We start from the raw sequence: 19,956 nt of genomic DNA, 5'->3' as shown, positions 1-19,956 counted from the left end.
TTGCAGGCGGCGCGCCAGACCACGCCGCCGTGGCAGTTACACCAGCGTGGTCCGGTAATACTTGCGGATGTGGTCGGAGACCCGGTAACCCTTGCTGTCCGACGGAGGATCGGTGGGTTCCGGCAGGGTTGCAGCCTGGCCCGGCATGGCGGGTGTGCGCGTGCTCAGCGCTGCCGCACCGGTGGCGGCGGCTACAACTCCGGCGCCCGCGAGAAACGTGCGGCGCGCGACCCTGGTTGGCTTCTCTCTCATGTGGGGGCTCCTCGGTTGTCAAAGCCCGATGGTTGTGCCGTTATGCGTTGTTATGCATATTCTAGAATCAACTGGAAGGAAAGACCATGACAAGCACGGGTTTTTCCTTACCTTCTGCTCCAACTTGAGCTAAGAAACCTGCGCCTTGCGCCGCATCGGTCCCGCGCTCAGGTCATTTCGAGCGCCACCGCCTCGACCCCGGCGAAGGTGCCCAGCAGTCCGGCCACGCTGCGATAGAAGCGCGCCTGCGGATGCGCCGCCACCGCCTCGCACAAGGGCTCGATCCAGGGCTGCAGATGCTTCGCATAGAAGCGCTGCTGCTCGCCCAGGTTGGACACCGACAGGTCGTCGCCTGCCACCAGGAAGCGCATCACCTCGCACAGCGTGGCGATGTGGTCCTCGGTCTCGCTGACGCCTTCGTGGCGCTCCAGCCCGTAGCGGGCCAGGTCCTCGCGCAGCGCCACCAGCGGGCGCTCGTTGAGGAAGCCCGTCATATAGAAAGAGCCGTAGAGGAACACGTCCTGGCGCCCCACACCGACGAACAATTGCCGGTACTCCTCCTCGGCCTCGGCCGCGGTGGTCTCGCATGCTGCGTCGCACAACGCATTCCACGCCTTGCCCAGCACGGTCTGCGCGTCTTCGCCGACGGCGCGGTTGGCCGCGATGTGATGCAGCAAGGCGGCGTCCGGGGCGCGGTAGAACAGCGTCGCCAGCAGCCCGTACAGGTCGGCGCGGGCGGTGTCTTCGCTGTCCGTGGGGTCGGCGGGCGGCGCGGCGGTGAGCTGGATCGGCTGGAAATCTGTCATGTCGTGATGAATTGTGCCCGGTGGCCCCGGGCCGGGTCTCAGCGCAGGGTGGCGCCGGTGACGGCGCCGGGGTCGTGTTCCATCATGTCCACCACGCGGCAGTCCGGGCACATCCTGAGGCGCTCCGCGGCGGCGCCGGCAAAGGCCGGATGTCCGGCCAGGCGCACCAGCATCGACTCGACCATCTGCGCCGTGCCGAACGGCTTGGCGCAGCGCACGCAATGGAACGGCTGGGCCTCGTTGAGCGTGACCGGGCGCCGGGCCGCGTCGCCGGCCAGCAGGCGCGGCACCAGCGTCACGGCGTCCTCCGGGCAGGTCTTCTGGCACAGCCCGCACTGCACGCAGTTGCGCTCGATAAAGCTGAGCACGGGGCGCTCGGGGTTGTCGCGCAGCGCCTGCGACGGGCACGCGCCGACGCAGGCCAGGCACAAGGTGCACTTGCCGGTATCGACGGCGATGGCGCCGATGGGCGCGCCCGCCGGCAGCGGCACGCTCTGCGCCGGCGACGGCGCATGGCGCACCAGGTGGTCGAACGCGAAGTCGAGCAGCTCGCGCTTGGCCGCGACCGGGCCGAAGGGCGCGGGCGGCAGCGCGTTGCGCGCCGGACGCAGCGCCGCCAGGCCGGCATCGAGCGCGTCCGTGTCGGCGGCCTCGACCAGCGACAGCGCCTCGTCGTCATAACCCAGGCCCGACAGCAGGGCGCGCCCGACCGCCATCTGCTCCAGCAGTGCCGTGCGGTATTGCGGGGCCTCGTCGCCGGTCAGCAGCACCGCGACGCGGCTCGCGCCCCAGCACAGCGCGGCCAGCCACAGCTCCAGTCCCACCGAGGCCGGATGGAACAGCGACAGCGGCATGACCTGCGCGGGCACACCGCGCGCCTTGCCGCCGCGGGCGGCGCGGCCCAGCGCCAGCAGCGCGGGCGTGCCGGATTCCTCGCCGTGCAGCAGCACCACCGGGTCGCGCGCGCCGGCCTGCCGGTAGGCGGACAGCAGCGTGCGCAGCCGCGCGCCGGTGGTCTCCGGGCCGGGGTAGCCATAGCTGATGGCACCGCTGGGGCAGACCGTGGTGCAGGCGCCGCAGCCCATGCACAGGTTGGGCGTGACCTCGATGCGGCCCTTGCCGTCATGCCAGCGAGAGGTGATGGCCTGGGTCGAGCAGATATCGATGCAGGCGGTGCAGCCGGTGGTCTGGTTGCGACCGTGCGCGCACAGGCTGTCCTTGTAGCGGAAGAACTTGGGCTTCTCGAACTCGCCCACCAGGCCGGCCAGCGCCAGCGCCTGGGCCTGCTGCCGGGCGGGGTCGGCGCCGGCATGCAGGTAGCCTTGCGGCGGCTGGTGCATGGTGAAGGCGGGCGTATCGCACAGGTCGAAGACCAGGTCGAAGCGGCCCGTGCCGGTGCCCTGCGGACGGTCGAAGTCGATCGCCGCGGCGGCGCCGCAGGCGCGCACGCAGTCGCGATGCGCGCGGCAGCGCGACAGGTCGATCTGGTAGCTGAAGTCGATCGCGCCCTCGGGACAGGCATCGATGCAGGCATTGCAGCGCGTGCACAGGTCTAGGTCGATCGGGTTGCTGCGGCCCGCGCCGGTTTCCCAGCTGGCCTCGAAGGCGCCGAGCCAGCCGGTCAGCGCGGCCAGCTGGCCGCTGTGGACCGGATAGGCGCGCGCCGCGGGCTGCGCGGCGGTACCGTCGCGCGGGTCGCCGCCGGTCAGCAGCACCGTGACTTCGAGCTGCATCGCCGCCAGCCGCTCGGCCCAGGGCAGCGCGCGCGCGGCCGGCCCCAGCACCAGCACCGCGCCGTCGCTGCGGTAGTCCACCACCGGCACCGGCTCGGGTTCGGGCAGCGCCGCCACCGCCAGCAGCGCGGCGATCTTGGCATTGGCGGTCCTGGGGTCGCGCCGGGCACCCTGCGACCAGCCGCCGGTTTCGCGGATATTGACGAAGCGCACCGGCGCGGTCACGACCGCCTGGCCATCGCGGCCCTGCGCGGCTTGCGCGGCCACCTCGGTAAACAGCTGGCGCTCTTGCGTGCAGGCGACGATCACGTCCTCGGTGCCGTCCAGCGCGGCGGTGAAGTCACCGATTTCGCGCCGGCACAGCAGTCGATGGACCTTGAGCGGCCCCTGCCTGGCGTCGCGGGTTGCGTCTGACAATGCCGCCCCGTCCAGCGGCATGGTGTCGTTGCAATTGCAGATCAGCGTCGGCATGGCGAATGCGGCTGACCGGTCCGGACGTCCCTTCTTGGCGGGGGTCTGCGGGCCGGCGGATTGTGGGGATGCCTATTGTAGGCTGCGCTGCCGCCGGGGGCTACGCGCGATTATGCGGATATTGCCGCGGGTCTTGCTGGCCCTGTTGTTCGCTTTGACTGGCGTGCGGCGGCGGCGTTTCGGCGCCTGCCGGTGCATCGGCCTGCACCAGCGGCGCGTCGGCGTCTTCGCCTGGTGCTGCGGCCGCCTGCTGCGGTTCCTGCTCCGCGACCGTTTGCGCTGCCGGCGGTACCTGTTCCGGCTCCGACAGCCGGGCCGCGGCTTCGGCCGCGGCGCGTTCCTCGTCGGTCGGCTCGAACAGGCCCAGCGTCTCCGCCTGGCGCAGCTGGCGCAGGATCTCGGGCGGGATCGGGTCCGGCTTGCTGTAGTCGTCGATATAGATATCGAGCCCGTCCATCACATTGAAGTGCGGATCGGCAAACAGTGTCTTCAGCGCGGCGCGCTTGACCGACTCGTCCACGCCGCGCGCGACGAAGCGGGCGATCTCGTCACCGGGCCGCAGCGCCGCGACATCGGCCAGCGTCGGCGGCGGATCCCGCGGCGCCTCGGCAGCGGCTTCGACGGTCGCAGGGACAGGCTCGCTGTCGGTCTGTAGCGGCTGCGGCGGTTCGGCGGGAACGGCCACGCCTTCGCGCACCGCGGCCTTGCGGCGCGACCAGCGCGACAGGAAGGACGATTCGCTCATGGGCAGGGCCGCTTGTCGATGGTGTCAGGGATCAGTAGCGGGCGCGCTGGTCGGGCGCCTTGAAGGACTCGGGCCGGCGCCGCTGCTTGGGCTCGGGCCGGTAATGTTCGTTGACGTAGGCTTGCAGCCAGTCGCGCTGCTCCGGCGCCAGCGGCACGTTCTCGACGGTTTCGCCGGCATCCAGCCAGCGGCCGGCCTCGTTGTACGACAGCGCCACGGTGACCGGCACCGGATGCGCATCCTCTGCGTCGCCCTTGCCTTCATCCTCGGGCATGCGCCACAGCACGAACCAGCAGGGCGTGGCCGAGGTCAGGTTCAGGTAATAGCCCTCGCCCTGGTCGCGGAACAGCTCCACCTCGTAGCCCGGGTACAGCCAGCGCGCGCCGTGGGCATCGTGCTCCAGGCATACCGGCTGCGTGCCGAACTCGCCCAGGTCGGGCAGCACCGCGTCCAGCTGCCATTTCCAGGGCTGCCAGCGATTCGCCAGCGCCACCTTGCGCATCACCACGGCCATGGTGACGGCGGGGCGGGCGCCGGGCGGCGGCAGGTTGGCGGTGGGCTGGCTGTCCATGGCGGCAGGCGGGCGCTCAGGTGTTCTGCACGACGATGCTGGGGAACTTGCTGGTCATGTCGCGCGCCTTGTCGGCGACCTTGATCGCCACCTTGCGCGCGATGGCTCGGTACATCTCGGCCACCGGGCTGTCGGGCTCGGCCACCACGGTCGGGCGGCCGGAATCGGCCTGCTCGCGGATGCTCAGGTTCAGCGGCAGGCTGCCGAGCAGGTCGACGCCGTAGTCAGCGCACATCTTCTCGCCGCCGCCGTGGCCGAAGATATGCTCGACATGGCCGCAGTTCGGGCAGCAATAGACCGCCATGTTCTCGACGATGCCGAGGATGGGAATGCCCACCTTCTCGAACATCTTCAGGCCCTTCTTGGCATCCAGCAGCGCGATGTCCTGCGGCGTGGTCACGATCACCGCGCCGGTGACCGGCACCTTTTGCGACAGCGTCAGCTGCACGTCGCCGGTGCCCGGCGGCATGTCGACGATCAGGTAATCGAGGTCGCGCCAGTTGGTCTGGCGCAGCAGCTGCTCCAGCGCCGAGGTCACCATCGGGCCGCGCCACACCATGGGGTTGTCCTGCTCGATCAGGAAGCCGATCGAATTGGCCTGCAGGCCGTGGCCCTCCAGCGGCTCCATGGTCTGGCCGTCGGCGGATTCGGGGCGGCCGTCGATGCCCAGCATCATCGGCAGGCTGGGACCATAGATGTCTGCGTCGAGCATGCCCACGCGCGCGCCTTCGGCAGCCAGCGCCAGCGCCAGGTTCACGGCCGTGGTCGACTTGCCCACGCCGCCCTTGCCCGACGCCACCGCGATCACGTTCTTCACGCCCGGCAGCAGCTTGACGCCGCGCTGCACCGCGTGGGCGACGATCTTCATGCTGACGGCCACGCTGACATTGGTCACGCCCGGCAGCTGCCGCACCGCGGCCACCACCAGCTTGCGGATCGGATCGAACTGGCTCTTGGCGGGATAGCCGAGTTCGACCTCGAGCGATACCTCGCCGCCATCGACGCGGATGTTCCGGGCCGAGCGGGTGGAGACCAGGTCCTTGCCCGTATTGGGGTCGATGACGGTGCGCAGGGCTTCGGTAACCTGCTCAGTGCTGAGGCTCAAGACAAACTCCGCTTGGTATGTGGGAAACGGGCGCATGATGGCCTGCGCCTAATGTATCAAAGTATGCAGCACCGGCCATGAACGCCGGAAATCTGCGCGCAATCCCCTCTGTTGGGTGGGGGATTACAGACAATTACAAATCTCACAAGCTTGCACTTGTGCGCGCGCCGCCATATCCATATTGTAGTGCGGTTGGACGGCCCGGCATGCCGACACCGCCAGCGGTGCCGCGCCCGGCCGGGCCGACGCGCACAATGGGTTACCTGCCGCTTGCCTTGGCGTTACCATCGCGACGCGGTACCAAGAACATTTACGGGAACATCAGAAGGAGAAAGCATGAAGATCAAGCTCGTTACCGTTTCGCTCGCCGCCGCCACGCTGCTGGCCGCTGGCTGCGCCACCGAACAGCAAACCCACACGGCGGTTGGTACCGGCGTCGGCGCCGCGGTCGGCGCGGGGCTTGGCAACCTGATCGGCGGCAACACCACCGGCACGCTGGTGGGCGCGGCCGTCGGCGGCGCCATCGGCGGCGCGACCGGCTACAACTGGAACGCGATCCGCGGCAAGCTGAACAAGGACACCGCGGGCACGGGCACGCAGATCACCGAGCAGCCGGACGGCTCGCTGAAGGTCAACATCCCCAGCCAGGTCACCTTCGACACCGACAGCGCCACCATCAAGCCGTCGTTCCGCTCGGTGCTCGACCAGGTCGCGCAGACCCTGGGCCAGCACCAGGACGTCAGCGCCAACGTGGTGGGCCATACCGACAGCACCGGCAACCCCAACTACAACATGCAGCTGTCCCAGCGCCGCGCCCAGAGCGTGGCCGGTTACCTGGGTGATCGCGGCGTCGCACGCAACCGGCTGAGCGCCGAAGGCCGCGGCCAGAGCCAGCCGGTCGCGGACAACGCGACCGAGGCCGGACGGGCACAAAATCGCCGCGTCGAAATTTTTTTGAAACCAATTCAAGGGTGACCCTGTCATAGAAACAGGTGCCGCTTGCCACCGTTGCTGGCTCGCGATGGGTGGCTGACCTCCCGGGCGGTACCTGATTTCTCCTCCTTTTCCGTTGTGGAAAGCTGCGCCGGCACTGACCGGCGCTTTTTTTTTGCTCGCGAGCAGCCGGCGTGTGTCCCATTCCGCGATGCGGAACCGCCGCGCGGCGGCCGGCCAGTTGTTAAAATAGCCCCTTCCCGGCAAGCGCCCGCCCGTCCTGGCTGGCGCCGTCCCCCTCGATTTCCCCGCTCCTGACCGGCTCCTGTTTATGACCGCACGTCGCATCCTCGTCACATCCGCCCTGCCCTACGCCAACGGCCAGATCCATATCGGCCACCTGGTGGAGTACATCCAGACCGATATCTGGGTGCGGTTCCAGCGCATGATGGGCAACGAGGTCTACTACGTCGGCGCCGACGACACCCATGGCACCCCGGTCATGCTGCGTGCCGAGAAGGAAGGCATCACCCCGAAGCAGCTGATCGACCGCGTCTGGACCGAGCACAAGCGCGATTTCGACAGCTTCCTGGTGTCCTTCGACAACTACTACAGCACCGACGCCGAGGAAAACCGCGAGCTGTGCGAAAAGATCTACCTGGCACTGAAGGCCGAGGACCTGATCGCCGAGCGCGAGGTCGAGCAGTTCTACGACCCGGTCAAGAACATGTTCCTGCCTGACCGCTTCATCAAGGGCGAGTGCCCGAAGTGCGGCGCCAAGGACCAGTACGGCGATTCGTGCGAGGTATGCGGCACCACCTACGTGCCGACCGACCTGAAGAACCCCTACTCGGTGGTGTCGGGCGCCACCCCGGTGCGCAAGTCGTCGGCCCACTACTTCTTCAGGCTGTCCGATCCGCGCTGCGAGAGCTTCCTGCGCGAGTGGGTGGCCGACCTGGCGCAGCCCGAAGCCGCCAACAAGATGCAGGAATGGCTGGGCGCCGAGGGCGAGGCCTCGACCCTGTCCGACTGGGACATCTCGCGCGATGCGCCCTACTTCGGCTTCGAGATCCCGGGGGCGCCGGGCAAGTACTTCTACGTGTGGCTGGACGCGCCGATCGGCTACTACGCCAGCTTCAAGAACCTGGCGCAGCAGCGCGGCATCGATTTCGACGCCTGGGTCGGCCCGCACTCGACCGCCGAGCAGTACCACTTCATCGGCAAGGACATCCTGTACTTCCACACGCTGTTCTGGCCGGCGATGCTGCGCTTCTCGGGCTACCGCACCCCGACCAATGTGTTCGCCCATGGCTTCCTGACCGTCGACGGCGCCAAGATGAGCAAGTCGCGCGGCACCTTCATCACCGCGCAGAGCTATATCGACACCGGCATGAACCCGGAGTGGCTGCGCTACTACTTCGCCGCCAAGCTCAACGCCAGCATGGAAGACCTCGACCTGAACCTCGACGACTTCATCGCGCGCGTGAACAGCGACCTGATCGGCAAGTACGTCAACATCGCCAGCCGCGCCGCGGGCTTCCTGGTCAAGCGCTTCGACGGCAAGGTCGACGAGGCCGCGCTGGCCCATCCGCTGCTGGAGCAGTTGCGCCAGGCCGCGCCGCAGGTGGCGCACCTGTATGAAAGCCGCGAGTACAGCAAGGCGCTGCGCCTGGTGATGGAGCTGACCGATGCCGTCAACGCCTTCGTCGATACCGAGAAGCCGTGGGAGCTGGCCAAGGACGACAGCAAGCGCGCCGCGCTGCATGCGGCGTGCTCGGTCTCGCTCGAGGCGTTCCGCCTGCTGACCATCTACCTGAAGCCGGTGGTGCCCAACGTGGCCGCGGGCGTGGAGCGCTTCCTCAACGTCGCGCCGCTGGACTGGCGCGCGATCGACCAGCAACTGTCGGCCGCCAGCCCGGTGCAGCCCTACCAGCACCTGATGACGCGCGTCGATGCCAAGCAGGTCGACGCGCTGCTGGCCGCCAACCGCGAATCGCTGCAGGCGACCGCGGCGCCGGCCGCCAACGCTGACGCAAACGCCAACGCCGCCGCGATCGAGCCGATCGCCGACACCATCACCATTGACGACTTCGCCAAGATCGACCTGCGCGTGGCAAAAATCGTCGAATGCCAGAAGGTGGAAGGCTCGAACAAACTGCTGCAGCTGACGCTGGACCTAGGCGAAGGCCGCACCCGCAATGTGTTCTCCGGCATCCAGTCGGCCTACACGCCCGAGCAGCTGGTGGGCAAGCTGACCGTGGTGGTGGCGAACCTGGCGCCGCGCAAGATGAAGTTCGGCGTCTCCGAAGGCATGGTGCTGGCGGCCTCGGCCGCGGATGAAAAGGCCGCGCCCGGCCTGTACATCCTGGAGCCGCACAGCGGCGCGGTGCCGGGCATGCGCATCGGCTGATCGTCCGGTATCGTTCCCTCTCCCGACACGCGGGAGAGGGTGCCATCCCGCGGCACGCTCGTGACGCGGTTACTCCCGGTGGCGAATCGCCATCCCATCCCTCGGGGCGCGCCAACGCGCCCGCCACAGCCGCCTGAATTCTGCAATGCAGAACAATACAGCGGCAAATCCCCGTCCTCTCCCCGGCTCTATGCACACGCGGCATGTCATACATGGTTCCGGCGCATCGCGCTTGTGACCCCCAGGCTGGCCGCGTAGATTCCACCTCGCAGAATCACAAACCACAAAAACAAGAAGCCGGCGGCGCAGACCGCTTGCGCGCTTGCGTGCCGCCGCTTCGCATGGAAGGGGACATTTGTGAAGAAGCTCCTGATCGCCAATCGCGGCGAGATCGCGTTGCGCGTGCAGCGCGCCGCCCGCGATCTCGGCATCGCCACCGTGGCCGTCTACGCCAGCGACGACGCCAACAGCCGCCACCGCCTGCTTGCCGACGAAGCCGTCGCACTGCAGGGCGAAGGTGCGGCGGCCTATCTCGACATCGACGCCATCCTCGCCGCGGCGAGGGCCACCGGCTGCGATGCCATCCACCCCGGCTACGGTTTTCTCAGCGAGCGCGCCGACTTCGCCAGCGCCTGCGCGGCGGCACAGATCGTCTTTGTCGGGCCCGAGCCCGAACACCTGGCCCTGTTCGGCGACAAGGGCCGCGCATTGGCGCTGGCCGCCCGCTGCGGCGTGCCGGTCATGCCGGCCACGCCGGGCGGCGCCACGCTCGATGCGGTGACGGCCTTCTTCGACGAGCAGGACGGCGCCGGCGTGGTGCTCAAGGCCGTTGGCGGCGGCGGCGGGCGCGGCATGCGCGTGGTGCGCGAACGCGACGCCCTGGCCGAAGCCTATGCGCGCTGCCGCTCCGAGGCACGCTCGGCGTTCGGCATCGACGCCCTCTACGCCGAGCGCCTGGTGGCGCGCGCGCGCCATATCGAAGTGCAGATCGCCGGTGACGGCGACAGCGTGATCGCGCTGGGCGAGCGCGACTGCACGCTGCAGCGCCGCTTCCAGAAGGTGGTGGAGATCGCGCCCAGCCCGGCGCTCGATGCGGCGCTGCGCCAGCGCATCGTCGACGCGGCCTGCACACTGGCGCGCGAGGCGCGCTACCGCAGCCTGGGCACGTTCGAATTCCTGGTCGAAGCGCCAGAGCATGACGCCGGCCGCGATGGTGCGGCCCTGCCCTTCGTCTTTATCGAGGCCAACCCGCGCCTGCAGGTCGAGCACACTGTCACCGAGCAGGTCACCGGGATCGACCTGGTCGCCGTCCAGCTGGGACTGGCGCAAGGGCGGCGCCTTTCCGAGCTGGGGCTGGACCCGCGCCACCCGCCGCGCATGCGCGGCTTTGCGATCCAGGTGCGCGTCAATGCCGAAGCCACCGACGCGCAGGGGCTGGCGCGGCCGGCACAGGGCCGGCTGGAGCGCTTCGATCCGCCCACCGGGCCGGACGTGCGCGTCGACACGCATGGCTATACCGGCTATGCCCCGTCCGCGCATTACGACACGCTGCTCGCCAAGCTGATCGTGACCTCGGCCAGCGACCACTTCGCCGACGCGGTGCGGCGCCTGCAGCGCGCGCTGGCCGAATTCAATATCGCCGGCATCGCCACGAACCTGGACCTGCTGCGCGCGCTGGCAGAGCGCGATGACTTTGCCAGCCAGCAGGTGCATACCCGCTATATGGAGACGGCGCTGCCCGCGCTGCTGGAATGCGCCGCGCAGATCGGCGCGCAGCACGCGGCCAGGCACGCGCTCGCGGGCGCCGCCGTGGCGCCGGTGGCGGCCTCGCCGAGCAGCGCCAGCTTCGACGAGCAGCTGGGCGAAGGCCTGAGCGCGGTGCGCGCGCCGATGAACGGCCGCGTGATCGAGCTGGCGCGCGAGAACGACGTGGTCAAGGCCGGCCAAACCGTGGCGGTGCTCGATGCGATGAAGATGGAACATGCCATCGTGGCCGAACACGCGGGACGCGTGATCGACCTGCGCACCGCATCCGGCGAGCAGGTGGCCGAAGGCCAGGTGCTGCTGGTGCTGGAGCCCGCCGACGCCGGCGCGCATGCCGGCGCCGACGCCGAACGCGCCGACCCCGCGGCGATCCGCCCGGACCTGCAGCGCGTGCTGGACCGCCATGCCTTCCTGTACGACGCGGCCCGCCCGGAGGCGGTGGCGCGCCGCCGTGCGCGCGGCCAGCGCACCGCGCGCGAGAACGTTGACGACCTGTGCGATGCCGGCAGCTTCCGCGAATACGGCGGCCTGGCGCTGGCGGCGCAGGCCAGCCGGCGCAGCGAGGCCGACCTGATCGCCAACACCCCCGCCGACGGCCTGATCACCGGCACCGGCACCGTCAACGGCAGCCTGTTCGCGCCGGAACGCGCGCGCTGCGCGGTGCTGGCCTACGACGCCACGGTGCTGGCCGGCACCCAGGGCAAGCGCAACCACACCAAGACCGACCGCATCCTCGAGGTGGCACTGCGCAACCGCCTGCCCACGGTGATCTTTGCCGAGGGCGGCGGCGGGCGCCCGGGCGATGTCGACTTCCCCACCGTGGCCGGCCTGTACCAGCCGTCGTTCGGCGCCTTCGCCGAGCTGAGCGGCGAGGTGCCGGTGATCGGCATCGCGTCGGGGCGCTGCTTCGCCGGCAATGCCGCGCTGCTGGGCTGCTGCGACCTGATCGTCGCCACGCGCAACGCCAACATCGGCATGGCCGGTCCCGCCATGATCGAAGGCGGCGGCCTGGGCGTGTTCCGGCCCGAGGACATCGGTCCGGCCGCGGTGCAGTACCACAACGGCGTGGCCGACCTGCTGGTCGACGACGAAGCCGCGGCCGTGGCCGCAGCCAAGCACTACCTGTCGATGTTCCAGGGCCGCATCGACGCATGGCAGGCGCCCGACCCGCTGGCGTTGCGCCAGGTGGTGCCGGAAAACCGCCTGCGCGTGTACGACACCCGTGCCGCCATCGACGGGCTGGCCGACGTCGGCAGCGTGCTGGAGCTGCGCGCCGGCTTCGGCACCGGCATCCATACCGCGCTGGTGCGCATCGAAGGCCGGCCGGTGGGCATCCTCGCCAGCAATCCGCGCCACCTCGGCGGCGCCATCGACGCCGATGCCGCCGACAAGGCCGCGCGCTTCATGCAGTTGTGCAACGCGCACGGGCTGCCGATCGTGTCGCTGATCGACACGCCGGGCTTCATGGTCGGCCCCGAGGTCGAGGCCCGCGCCCAGGTGCGGCACGTGTCGCGCATGTTCGTGATCGGCGCCAAGCTGCGCGTGCCGTTCCTGGCGGTGGTGCTGCGCAAGGGCTATGGCCTGGGCGCGATGGCGATGGCCGCGGGCGGCTTTCGCGCGCCCAGCTTCACGGTGTCGTGGCCGACCGGCGAGTTCGGCGGCATGGGGCTGGAGGGCGCGGTGCGGCTGGGCTTCCGCAAGGAACTGGAAGCACTGCCGGCGGGGCCGCAGCGCGATGCGCTGTACCAGCAGCTGGTGGCGCAGATGTACGAGCGCGGCCATGCCATCAACGCCGCGGCGGCGCTGGAGCTCGATGCCGTGATCGATCCCGCCGCGACGCGGCAGTGGCTGGTCAGCGGCCTCGAAGCGGGCGCGGCCGACCCGCACCGATCGCACCGACCGATACGCCCCTTCGTCGACGCCTGGTAGGCGCGATGGCTGACCACACCAAGCGGACCACACAAGAGCCAAGCAAGAGGAGACAGCAGATGGACGAACAGGCGTTCTTCGCGGACCTGGAAGCCCGGCATCGCAAGATCTGGCCAGCCGGCCTGCCCGACGCACCGATCTACCCCCATGGCGAGGTCCCGCTGGGCGACTACCTGCGCGCGTGGGCGCGCAAGCGCCCGCACCATGCCGCGCTGGTCTGGTACGGCACCACCGTCACCTATGCCGAACTCGACGACCTGTCCGAGCGCTGCGCCGCGCTGCTCAGGGGCCGCGGCGTCGGCGCGGGCGACCGCGTCGCGGTGATGATGGGCAACTGCCCACAGTTCCACGTGGTGTTCTACGCCATCCTGAAGCTGGGCGCGGTGTACGTGCCAGTCAACCCGCTGTTCAAGGAACAGGAGCTGGTGTATGAACTGAACGATGCCGGCGCCACCACCATCATCGTGCAGGACCAGCTGGCGCCGCTGCTGATGTCGGTGCGCGCGCAGACCGCGCTGCGGGCGGTCTACACCACCAGCGCCGGCGCCATGCTGCCGGCCCAGCCCGAACTGCCGCTGCCGGCCGGGCTGGATGCGCCCGCGCTGGCCGTCGATGGCGCCATCGACCTGCTGCAGGCGCTGCGCGAGACCGCGCCGGTGGCGCTGCCGCCGGTCGACCTGGACGCGCTGGCCGCGCTGAACTACACCGGCGGCACTACCGGCCTGCCCAAGGGCTGCATGCACACGCAGCGCGACATGCTGTACACCGCGGCAGCCTCGTATGCGCTGACCGGCGGCGTCGACGCGGCGCGGCTGGCCGAGGGCTCGGACGACGTGATGCTGAACTTCCTGCCGATGTTCTGGATCGCGGGCGAGAACCTCGGCCTGATCTACCCGATCTTCAGCGGCGCGACCGTGGTGCTGCTGGCGCGCTGGGACCCGGTCGCGGTGATGGCCGCGATCGAGCGCTACCGCGTCAACCGCACCTTCGTCGTGGTCGACAACGCGGTCGAGCTGATGAACCACCCGGAGTGCGGCCGCTACGACCTGCGCTCGCTGCAGCATACGCGCGCGGCCTCGTTCATCCGCAAGATCACGCCCGACATCCGCCAGCGCTGGCACGCGCTGACCGGCAGCGTCATTGCCGAAGGCGCGTGGGGCATGACCGAGACCCATACCAGCGACACCTTCACCACCGGCATGCAGGACGACGACATGGACCTGCGCGGCCGCCCGGTCTTCGTCGGCCTGCCGGTGCCGGGCACGCGCATCAAGATCTGCGACTTCGACACCGGCGCGGTGCTGCCGGTCGGCGAGGAAGGCGAGATCGTGGTCAGCACGCCGTCGCTGTTCAAGGGCTACTGGGGCCGTCCCGACGTCGACGCCGAGGTGTTCCGCGACGGCTGGTTCCGCACCGGCGATATCGGCGCGTATGACGAGGCCGGCTACCTGCATTTCCTGGGCCGGCGCAAGGAGATGCTGAAGGTGCGCGGCATGAGCGTGTTCCCGTCCGAGCTGGAGGTGCTGCTGTCGCGCCACCCGGCGGTGCTGGGCTCGGCCGTGGTGGGCCGCCCGGACCCCGACAAGGGCCAGGTGCCGGTGGCCTTTATCCGCCTGCGCCCCGAGCATGCCGACGGCACCAGCGCCGAGGCATTGCACGCCTGGTGCCGCGAACAGATGGCGGTCTACAAGGTGCCCGAAATCCGCATCCTGCCCGAGTTTCCGCTGACCGCCACCGGCAAAGTGCGCAAGGTGGAACTGCAGGCGCTGCTGGACACCGAGGCCGGCGGCTGAGCGCAGCCCGGGCGGCGCAAGCCCGGCCGGCAGTACCGACCCGGCGCAACCATGGAGCCATCGGCCATGCACGATCGATCCACCGGCAACACCAGGGAAGACCGCCACTTCGTCACCGCGCTGGCGCGCGGGCTCGAGGTGCTGGCGTGCTTCCGCACCAGCGACCGCGCACTGGGCAACCAGGAAATCGCGCGGCGCTGCCAGCTGCCCAAGTCCACGGTCTCGCGCCTGACCTCGACCCTGACCCGGCTGGGCTACCTGGCGCGCGTCGAAGGCAGCCAGCAGTACAGCCTCGGCACGGCCTGCCTGCGGCTGGGCAGCGCCATGCTGTCGCGGCTGGATATCCGCAAGGTGGCGCGCCCGCTGATGCAAGAGCTGGCGGATTTTTCCGGGGGCACGGTGTCGCTGGGCACGCGCGACCGCTTCTCGATGATCTATGTCGAACATTGCCGCAGCAGCGCGGCGATTGCGCTGACGCTCGATACCGGCTCGCGCATTCCGGTGGCGACCTCGGCAATCGGCCGCGCCTGGCTGGCGGTGGCCGCAGACGCCGAGCGGCAAGCCTTCATGGAGCAGGTGCGCGATGTCGACGACATGGCCTGGCCACGGCTGCGCCGCGGCATCGAACAGGCGCTGGCCGATCACCGCGAGCTCGGCGTGACCTGCTCGATGGGCGAGTGGCAGGCCGATGTCAACGGCATCGCGCGCGGCTTCGAGCCCGGCCAGGGCATGCCGCCCATGGCGCTCAACGTGGGCGGGCCGTCGTTCCGGCTGTCGCCGTCGTTCCTGCTGCAGGAAGTGCGGCCGCGCCTGCTAGAGGTGGTGCGCCAGCTCGAGAGCAGCTTCCCGCGCTGAGCGCGCCCGTTGTTCACACCCACAGCGCCGCCACGAGACGGCGCAACCGGAGGAGCACCATGCAAGTGAAGACACTGTCTGACGCCACCCGCCACCGGCTGCTGGCCGGCCTCGTCGCCGCGGCCATTGTGCCGGTCGCGCATGCCGCGCCCGCGCCCGCCACCGGCAGCCTTACCGTCGCCTTTGGCGCGGAGTCGACCACGCTCGACCCGGTCAAGATCTCGGCCGGCGTCGACCACTACTTTGTCGGCCAGATCTTCGAGATGCTGGTGCGCCGCAACGCCGCGCTCAAGGACGAGAACTGGCTGGCGGAAAGCTGGAAGCTCGACCCCGGCAAGGACGGCAAGCCGGTGCTCGACGTGCAGCTGCGCAAGGGCGTGCGCTTCCATAACGGCGACCCGCTGACGTCGGAGGACCTGGAGTTCTCGTGGCAGCGCCAGCGCGATCCCAAGAGCAGCTTCTTCTCGCACTATGTGTCGTCGGTCGAGCGCTTCGAGATCGTCGATGCGCACCGCTTCAAGCTGCATTTCAAGGAGCCCGATGCGCAGTTCATCGTCGGCAACATGCAGCTGTGGGCCATGCCAAAGAAATACATCCAGAAGGTGGGCGAGGAAGAGTTCGCCCGCAAGCCGGTGGGCACCGGGCCATGGAAGTTCGTCTCGCGCACGGTCAAGGACGAACTGAAGCTGGAAGCCTTCGACGGCTACTGGAACAAGGACAAGCGCCCCGGCATCAAGGACCTGACGATCAAGGTGATCCCCGAGGACCTTACCCGGGTGGCGGCGTTCAAGACCGGCAAGGTGGATTTCATCGACAACGTGCCGCCGTCGATGGTGGAAGAGTTCAAGAAGATGCCCGGCGTGAAGACCGTCACGCTGGTCAGCGGCAACAACCTGTTCCTGAACTTCAACACGCAGATGCCGAAATCGCCGTTCAATGACGTGCGCGTGCGCCAGGCCGCCGCGCATGCCATCGATGTCGACGCCATCATCAAGCGCGTGCTGTTCGGCCAGGGCGAGCGCTATGCGCAGGTGGGCAAGGCCTCCAACGGCTACGACCCCGCGCTCAAGCCCTATGCCTTCGACCAGAAGCGCGCCCGCGAGCTGCTCAGGCAGGCCGGCTATCCCAATGGCTTCGACACCCCCTGCTACAACCTCACCACGCCGCGCGAGCCGGGCGTGAAGGAAGTCGGCGAAGCCATGTACGCCTACCTGAGCGCGGTAGGCATCCGCTGCCAAGTGCGCAACCTGGAGTACGGCGCCTGGATCAGCCTGGGCAAGCGCGGCCGTTCCGGCCCGCCCGAGATGGACGGCGTGCTGAGCTGGATGTGGTCGCAGGGCCTGCCCGGCGATCCCGGCCTGGCGTGGTCGGGCCACCTGCACAGCTACCAGGCCGGCGGCGGCTGGGGCACCTACTCGTACACCAGCGACCCCGAGGTCGACGCGCTGCTGGAAAAACAGCGCCAGACCATGGACCCCGCCGCGCGCACCGCGCTGCTGCAGCAGATCGCGCGCCTGAAGCAGGAGCGCGTGCTGGGCGGCCTGCCCACCTACCGCCCGCTGGTGACCTTTGCCTGGCGCGACAACAAGATCGACTACGTTCCCTGGCCGATCCGCGACTACTGGCGCTCGTTCCAGGAAGTCAGCTGGAAGCCCCGCTGACCCGTCGCCGCGCCCGGCCGCATCGATCCCTGCGCGCCGGCGCGGCATCCCCGCCGATGACTCCCCCGACGGAGCCCGCCATGCCCATAGCCAAACGCCTGCTGCACGGCCTGATCAGCATCCTTGGCGCGAGCGTGATCATCTTCCTGATCTCGCGCCTGTCCGGCGACCCGCTGGCCTTGCTGCTGCCGGCCGACGCGCCGCCCGAGGTCATCGAACAGACCCGCCAGCACCTCGGCCTGGACCAGCCACTGGTGGCGCAATACCTGGTGTTCCTGCGCAACGCCGTCACCGGCGACTTCGGCAACTCCTACCGCTGGCAGGAGCCGGCGCTAGGCCTGATCCTGGAGCGGCTGCCGGCCACTGTGGAGCTGGCGCTGGCCGCGCTGGCGTTCTCGATCGCGATGGCGGTGCCGTTCGGCGTGCTGTCGGCGGTCTACCGCGGCTCGTGGTTCGACCGCTTCGCCAAGGTCTTCGCCATGGCGGGCCAGGCCATGCCCAACTTCTGGGTCGGCCTGCTGCTGATCCTGTTGTTCGCGGTGCAGCTGAACTGGCTGCCGGCCTTCGGGCGCGAATCGTGGAACAGCCTGGTGCTGCCGGCGATTGCGCTGGGCTGGTATCCGGTGGCGGCGCAGACCCGCGTGGTGCGCTCGGCCATGCTCGATGTGCTCGACAGCGACTACATCCGCATGGGCCGCGCCATGGGCCTGCCCGAGCGCGTGCTGATCTGGAAGTATGCGCTGCGCAACGCGGCGATTCCGCTGGTGACGATCCTCGGCGTCTACTTCGCGGCGATGCTGGGCGGCGCCTTCGTGGTCGAGGTCATCTTCGCCTGGCCCGGCGTTGGCCGCACCGTGGTCGAAGCCGTGTTCGCGCGCGATTTTCCCGTGGTGCAGGCGGGCGTGATGCTCACCTCCGTGCTGTTCGTGCTGTCCAACCTGCTGGTCGACCTGAGCTACGGCCTGATCGACCCGAGGATCCGCCATGCCTGAGATCGCCATGCCCCCTGCCGGCGCCACCGCGCCGGTGCGCCAGCGTCCGCGGCGCAACCTGCGCGGCCTGCCGTGGTTTGCGCTGGCGGTGCTGCCGCTGCTGCTGGCCTGCGCCATCGGCGGCGAGGCGCTGCTGCCGCACGACCCCAACGGCCTCGACCTCGGGCTCGCGTTCCAGCCGCCGGCGTGGCTGGCCGGCGGCAGCTGGGCCTATCCGCTCGGCACCGACAACATGGGCCGCGACCTGCTCACGCGCATCATGGCCGGCACCCGCATCTCGCTGGTGGTCGCGCTGTACGCCATCCTGATCTCCGGCGGCATCGGCACCGCCGCCGGCATGCTGGCCGGCTACTTCGGCGGGCGCCTGGACGCGCTGATCATGCGGCTGGTCGACATCCAGATGTCGATCCCGGCGCTGGCGCTGGCGCTGGTGCTGGCGGCGGTGCTGGGGCCGGGCTTCGAGACCGTGGTGCTGGTGATCGTGGTCACCTACTGGACCTGGTACGCGCGCATCGTGCGCGGCGAGGTGATGTCGCTCAAGCAGCGCGACTACGTGGCGCTGGCGCGCGTGGCGGGCTGCGGCACGCTCACGATCTTCCGCCGCCACCTGCTGCCCAACCTGCTCAACACGCTGCTGGTGCTGGCCACGCTGCAGGTCGGGCAGGTGATCATCTTCGAGGCCTCGCTGAGCTTTCTCGGCCTGGGCATCCAGCAGCCCGACGTGTCGTGGGGACTGATGCTGGCCGATGCGCGCAACTACATCACCAACGCGTGGTGGGCCATCACCATGCCCGGGCTGGCGATCATGGCCACGTGCCTGGCGTCGAACCTGCTGGGCGACTGGCTGCGCGACCACTTCGACCCGAAACGGAGGCAGCTATGACCGGCCCGGACCCGCACGTGACCCAACGCCCGTTGCCAACGGCCGCCCCCGACACGTGCTCGCACGGCGCGCCGATGCTATCTGTGCAGGGGCTGACCACGCACCTCGAACTGCGTCGCGGCATGGTGCGCGCGGTCGACGGCGTCGACCTGCATGTGAACCAGGGCGAGACCCTGGGCGTGGTGGGCGAGTCCGGCTCGGGCAAGTCCATGACCATCCTGTCGATCCTGCGCCTGCTGCCGCGCCAGGGCGGCGTGCGCCTGGGAGGCAAGGTGCTGCTCGATGGCGTGGACCTGCTGCAGCTGCCGGAAAAGACCCTGAGCACGCAGTACCGCGGCCGCAAGATCGCGATGATCTCGCAGGACCCGCTGACCTCGCTGAACCCGGTGTTCTCGGTCGGCGACCAGGTCGGCGCACCGCTGCCTTACCACGGCCAGGCTAACGGCCGCGAAGCGCGTCGGCGCCAGGTGGTGCAGGTGCTTGACAGCGTGCGCATCCCCTCGCCCGAGACCCGGCTGGACGACTATCCGCACCAGTTCAGCGGCGGCATGCGCCAGCGCGTGGTGACCGGCATGGCCATCGCCAGCGCGCCGCGGCTGCTGGTCGCCGACGAGCCCACCTCGGCGCTGGACGTGACCATCCAGGTGCAGATCATGGCGCTGTTCCGCAGGATCCAGGCGCAGACCGGCGTCGGCATCATCCTGATCACGCATGACCTGGGCGTGGCGGCCAGCATCTGCCACCGGGTCGCAGTGATGTACGCCGGCCGCATCGTCGAGACCGGCGACGTGCGCACGCTGTACCAGCGCCCCGCCCATCCCTATACCCAGGCGCTGCTGCAGGCGATTCCCCGCTTCGGCGACCGGCGCGAGCGGCTCTACGCGATCCCGGGCAGCCCGCCCAGCCTGGTCGACCCGCCGCACGGCTGCCGCTTCGCCGCGCGCTGTCCGCACCGCAAGCCGCTGTGCGACGACGCCTATCCCCCCGAGATCGAACTGGAATCCGGCCACAAGGTCAGCTGCTGGCTGGCCTCGGCCGGCTGAGACCGCGCAA

The 19,956-nt window shown here is 69.4% G+C and carries 15 protein-coding genes; 9 read left to right on the top strand and 6 right to left on the bottom strand.

The window, feature by feature from the left end; translation table 11 throughout:
- Nucleotides 1-36 precede the first annotated feature (36 nt).
- The 6 genes from C7416_RS13110 to apbC all read right to left on the bottom strand — a co-directional run bounded on the left by C7416_RS13110 (nucleotide 37) and on the right by apbC (nucleotide 5,683).
- Nucleotides 37-252, bottom strand: a complete 216-nt coding sequence (locus tag C7416_RS13110) for a formate dehydrogenase (RefSeq protein WP_111519329.1) — start codon at nucleotides 250-252, stop codon at nucleotides 37-39.
- 167 nt (nucleotides 253-419) lie between these two features.
- On the bottom strand, nucleotides 420-1,058 hold the full coding sequence (locus C7416_RS13105; protein ID WP_111519328.1) for a TorD/DmsD family molecular chaperone: 639 nt from the start codon (nucleotides 1,056-1,058) through the stop codon (nucleotides 420-422).
- A gap of 38 nt (nucleotides 1,059-1,096) precedes the next feature.
- Nucleotides 1,097-3,262 carry a 4Fe-4S binding protein gene (locus C7416_RS13100; protein WP_111519327.1) on the bottom strand — a complete coding sequence of 722 codons (2,166 nt, stop codon included), beginning with the start codon at nucleotides 3,260-3,262 and terminating at the stop codon, nucleotides 1,097-1,099.
- 100 nt (nucleotides 3,263-3,362) lie between these two features.
- Nucleotides 3,363-4,007, bottom strand: a complete 645-nt coding sequence (locus C7416_RS13095) for a DUF3306 domain-containing protein (protein WP_111519326.1) — start codon at nucleotides 4,005-4,007, stop codon at nucleotides 3,363-3,365.
- A 31-nt stretch (nucleotides 4,008-4,038) separates the two neighbouring features.
- Nucleotides 4,039-4,578 (bottom strand): DUF3305 domain-containing protein, encoded by a 540-nt coding sequence (locus tag C7416_RS13090; RefSeq protein ID WP_111519325.1) that lies wholly within the window; start codon nucleotides 4,576-4,578, stop codon nucleotides 4,039-4,041.
- Nucleotides 4,579-4,594: 16 nt separating this feature from the next.
- Nucleotides 4,595-5,683, bottom strand: a complete 1,089-nt coding sequence (gene apbC, locus C7416_RS13085; protein ID WP_111519324.1) for an iron-sulfur cluster carrier protein ApbC — start codon at nucleotides 5,681-5,683, stop codon at nucleotides 4,595-4,597.
- A gap of 336 nt (nucleotides 5,684-6,019) precedes the next feature.
- Here apbC and C7416_RS13080 point away from each other — a divergent pair, with 336 nt between their 5' ends.
- The 9 genes from C7416_RS13080 to C7416_RS13040 all read left to right on the top strand — a co-directional run bounded on the left by C7416_RS13080 (nucleotide 6,020) and on the right by C7416_RS13040 (nucleotide 19,946).
- A complete protein-coding gene (locus C7416_RS13080; protein WP_111519323.1) occupies nucleotides 6,020-6,658 on the top strand; it encodes a YiaD family glycine zipper/OmpA-like lipoprotein in 639 nt (212 codons plus the stop codon).
- A gap of 289 nt (nucleotides 6,659-6,947) precedes the next feature.
- Nucleotides 6,948-9,026, top strand: coding sequence for a methionine--tRNA ligase (gene metG / locus C7416_RS13075; protein WP_111519322.1), 2,079 nt, complete (start codon nucleotides 6,948-6,950; stop codon nucleotides 9,024-9,026).
- A gap of 357 nt (nucleotides 9,027-9,383) precedes the next feature.
- Nucleotides 9,384-12,719, top strand: a complete 3,336-nt coding sequence (locus C7416_RS13070) for an acetyl-CoA carboxylase family protein (protein ID WP_111519321.1) — start codon at nucleotides 9,384-9,386, stop codon at nucleotides 12,717-12,719.
- A 59-nt stretch (nucleotides 12,720-12,778) separates the two neighbouring features.
- Nucleotides 12,779-14,512, top strand: a complete 1,734-nt coding sequence (locus C7416_RS13065) for an AMP-binding protein (RefSeq protein WP_111519320.1) — start codon at nucleotides 12,779-12,781, stop codon at nucleotides 14,510-14,512.
- Nucleotides 14,513-14,578: 66 nt separating this feature from the next.
- Nucleotides 14,579-15,367, top strand: a complete 789-nt coding sequence (locus tag C7416_RS13060) for an IclR family transcriptional regulator (RefSeq protein ID WP_111519319.1) — start codon at nucleotides 14,579-14,581, stop codon at nucleotides 15,365-15,367.
- Between the two features lie 59 nt (nucleotides 15,368-15,426).
- Nucleotides 15,427-17,028 (top strand): ABC transporter substrate-binding protein, encoded by a 1,602-nt coding sequence (locus C7416_RS13055; protein ID WP_111519318.1) that lies wholly within the window; start codon nucleotides 15,427-15,429, stop codon nucleotides 17,026-17,028.
- Between the two features lie 80 nt (nucleotides 17,029-17,108).
- A complete protein-coding gene (locus C7416_RS13050) occupies nucleotides 17,109-18,020 on the top strand; it encodes an ABC transporter permease (RefSeq protein WP_111519317.1) in 912 nt (303 codons plus the stop codon).
- Entirely contained in the window at nucleotides 18,013-18,903 is an 891-nt protein-coding gene (locus C7416_RS13045) for an ABC transporter permease (RefSeq protein ID WP_111519316.1), read from the top strand. The genes C7416_RS13050 and C7416_RS13045 overlap by 8 nt, the downstream gene beginning before the upstream one ends.
- Nucleotides 18,900-19,946 carry an ABC transporter ATP-binding protein gene (locus tag C7416_RS13040; protein ID WP_111519315.1) on the top strand — a complete coding sequence of 349 codons (1,047 nt, stop codon included), beginning with the start codon at nucleotides 18,900-18,902 and terminating at the stop codon, nucleotides 19,944-19,946. Before C7416_RS13045 ends, C7416_RS13040 begins: the two co-directional genes overlap by 4 nt.
- The last annotated feature ends 10 nt before the right edge of the window (nucleotides 19,947-19,956 follow it).

Origin of the sequence: Cupriavidus phytorum, assembly GCF_003254285.1 — a bacterium.
In the GTDB taxonomy this organism is placed as follows: Bacteria; Pseudomonadota; Gammaproteobacteria; order Burkholderiales; family Burkholderiaceae; genus Cupriavidus; species Cupriavidus phytorum.
The sequence above is the reverse complement of the archived record's forward strand: the minus strand, read 5'-3'. Positions and strand labels throughout refer to the sequence as shown.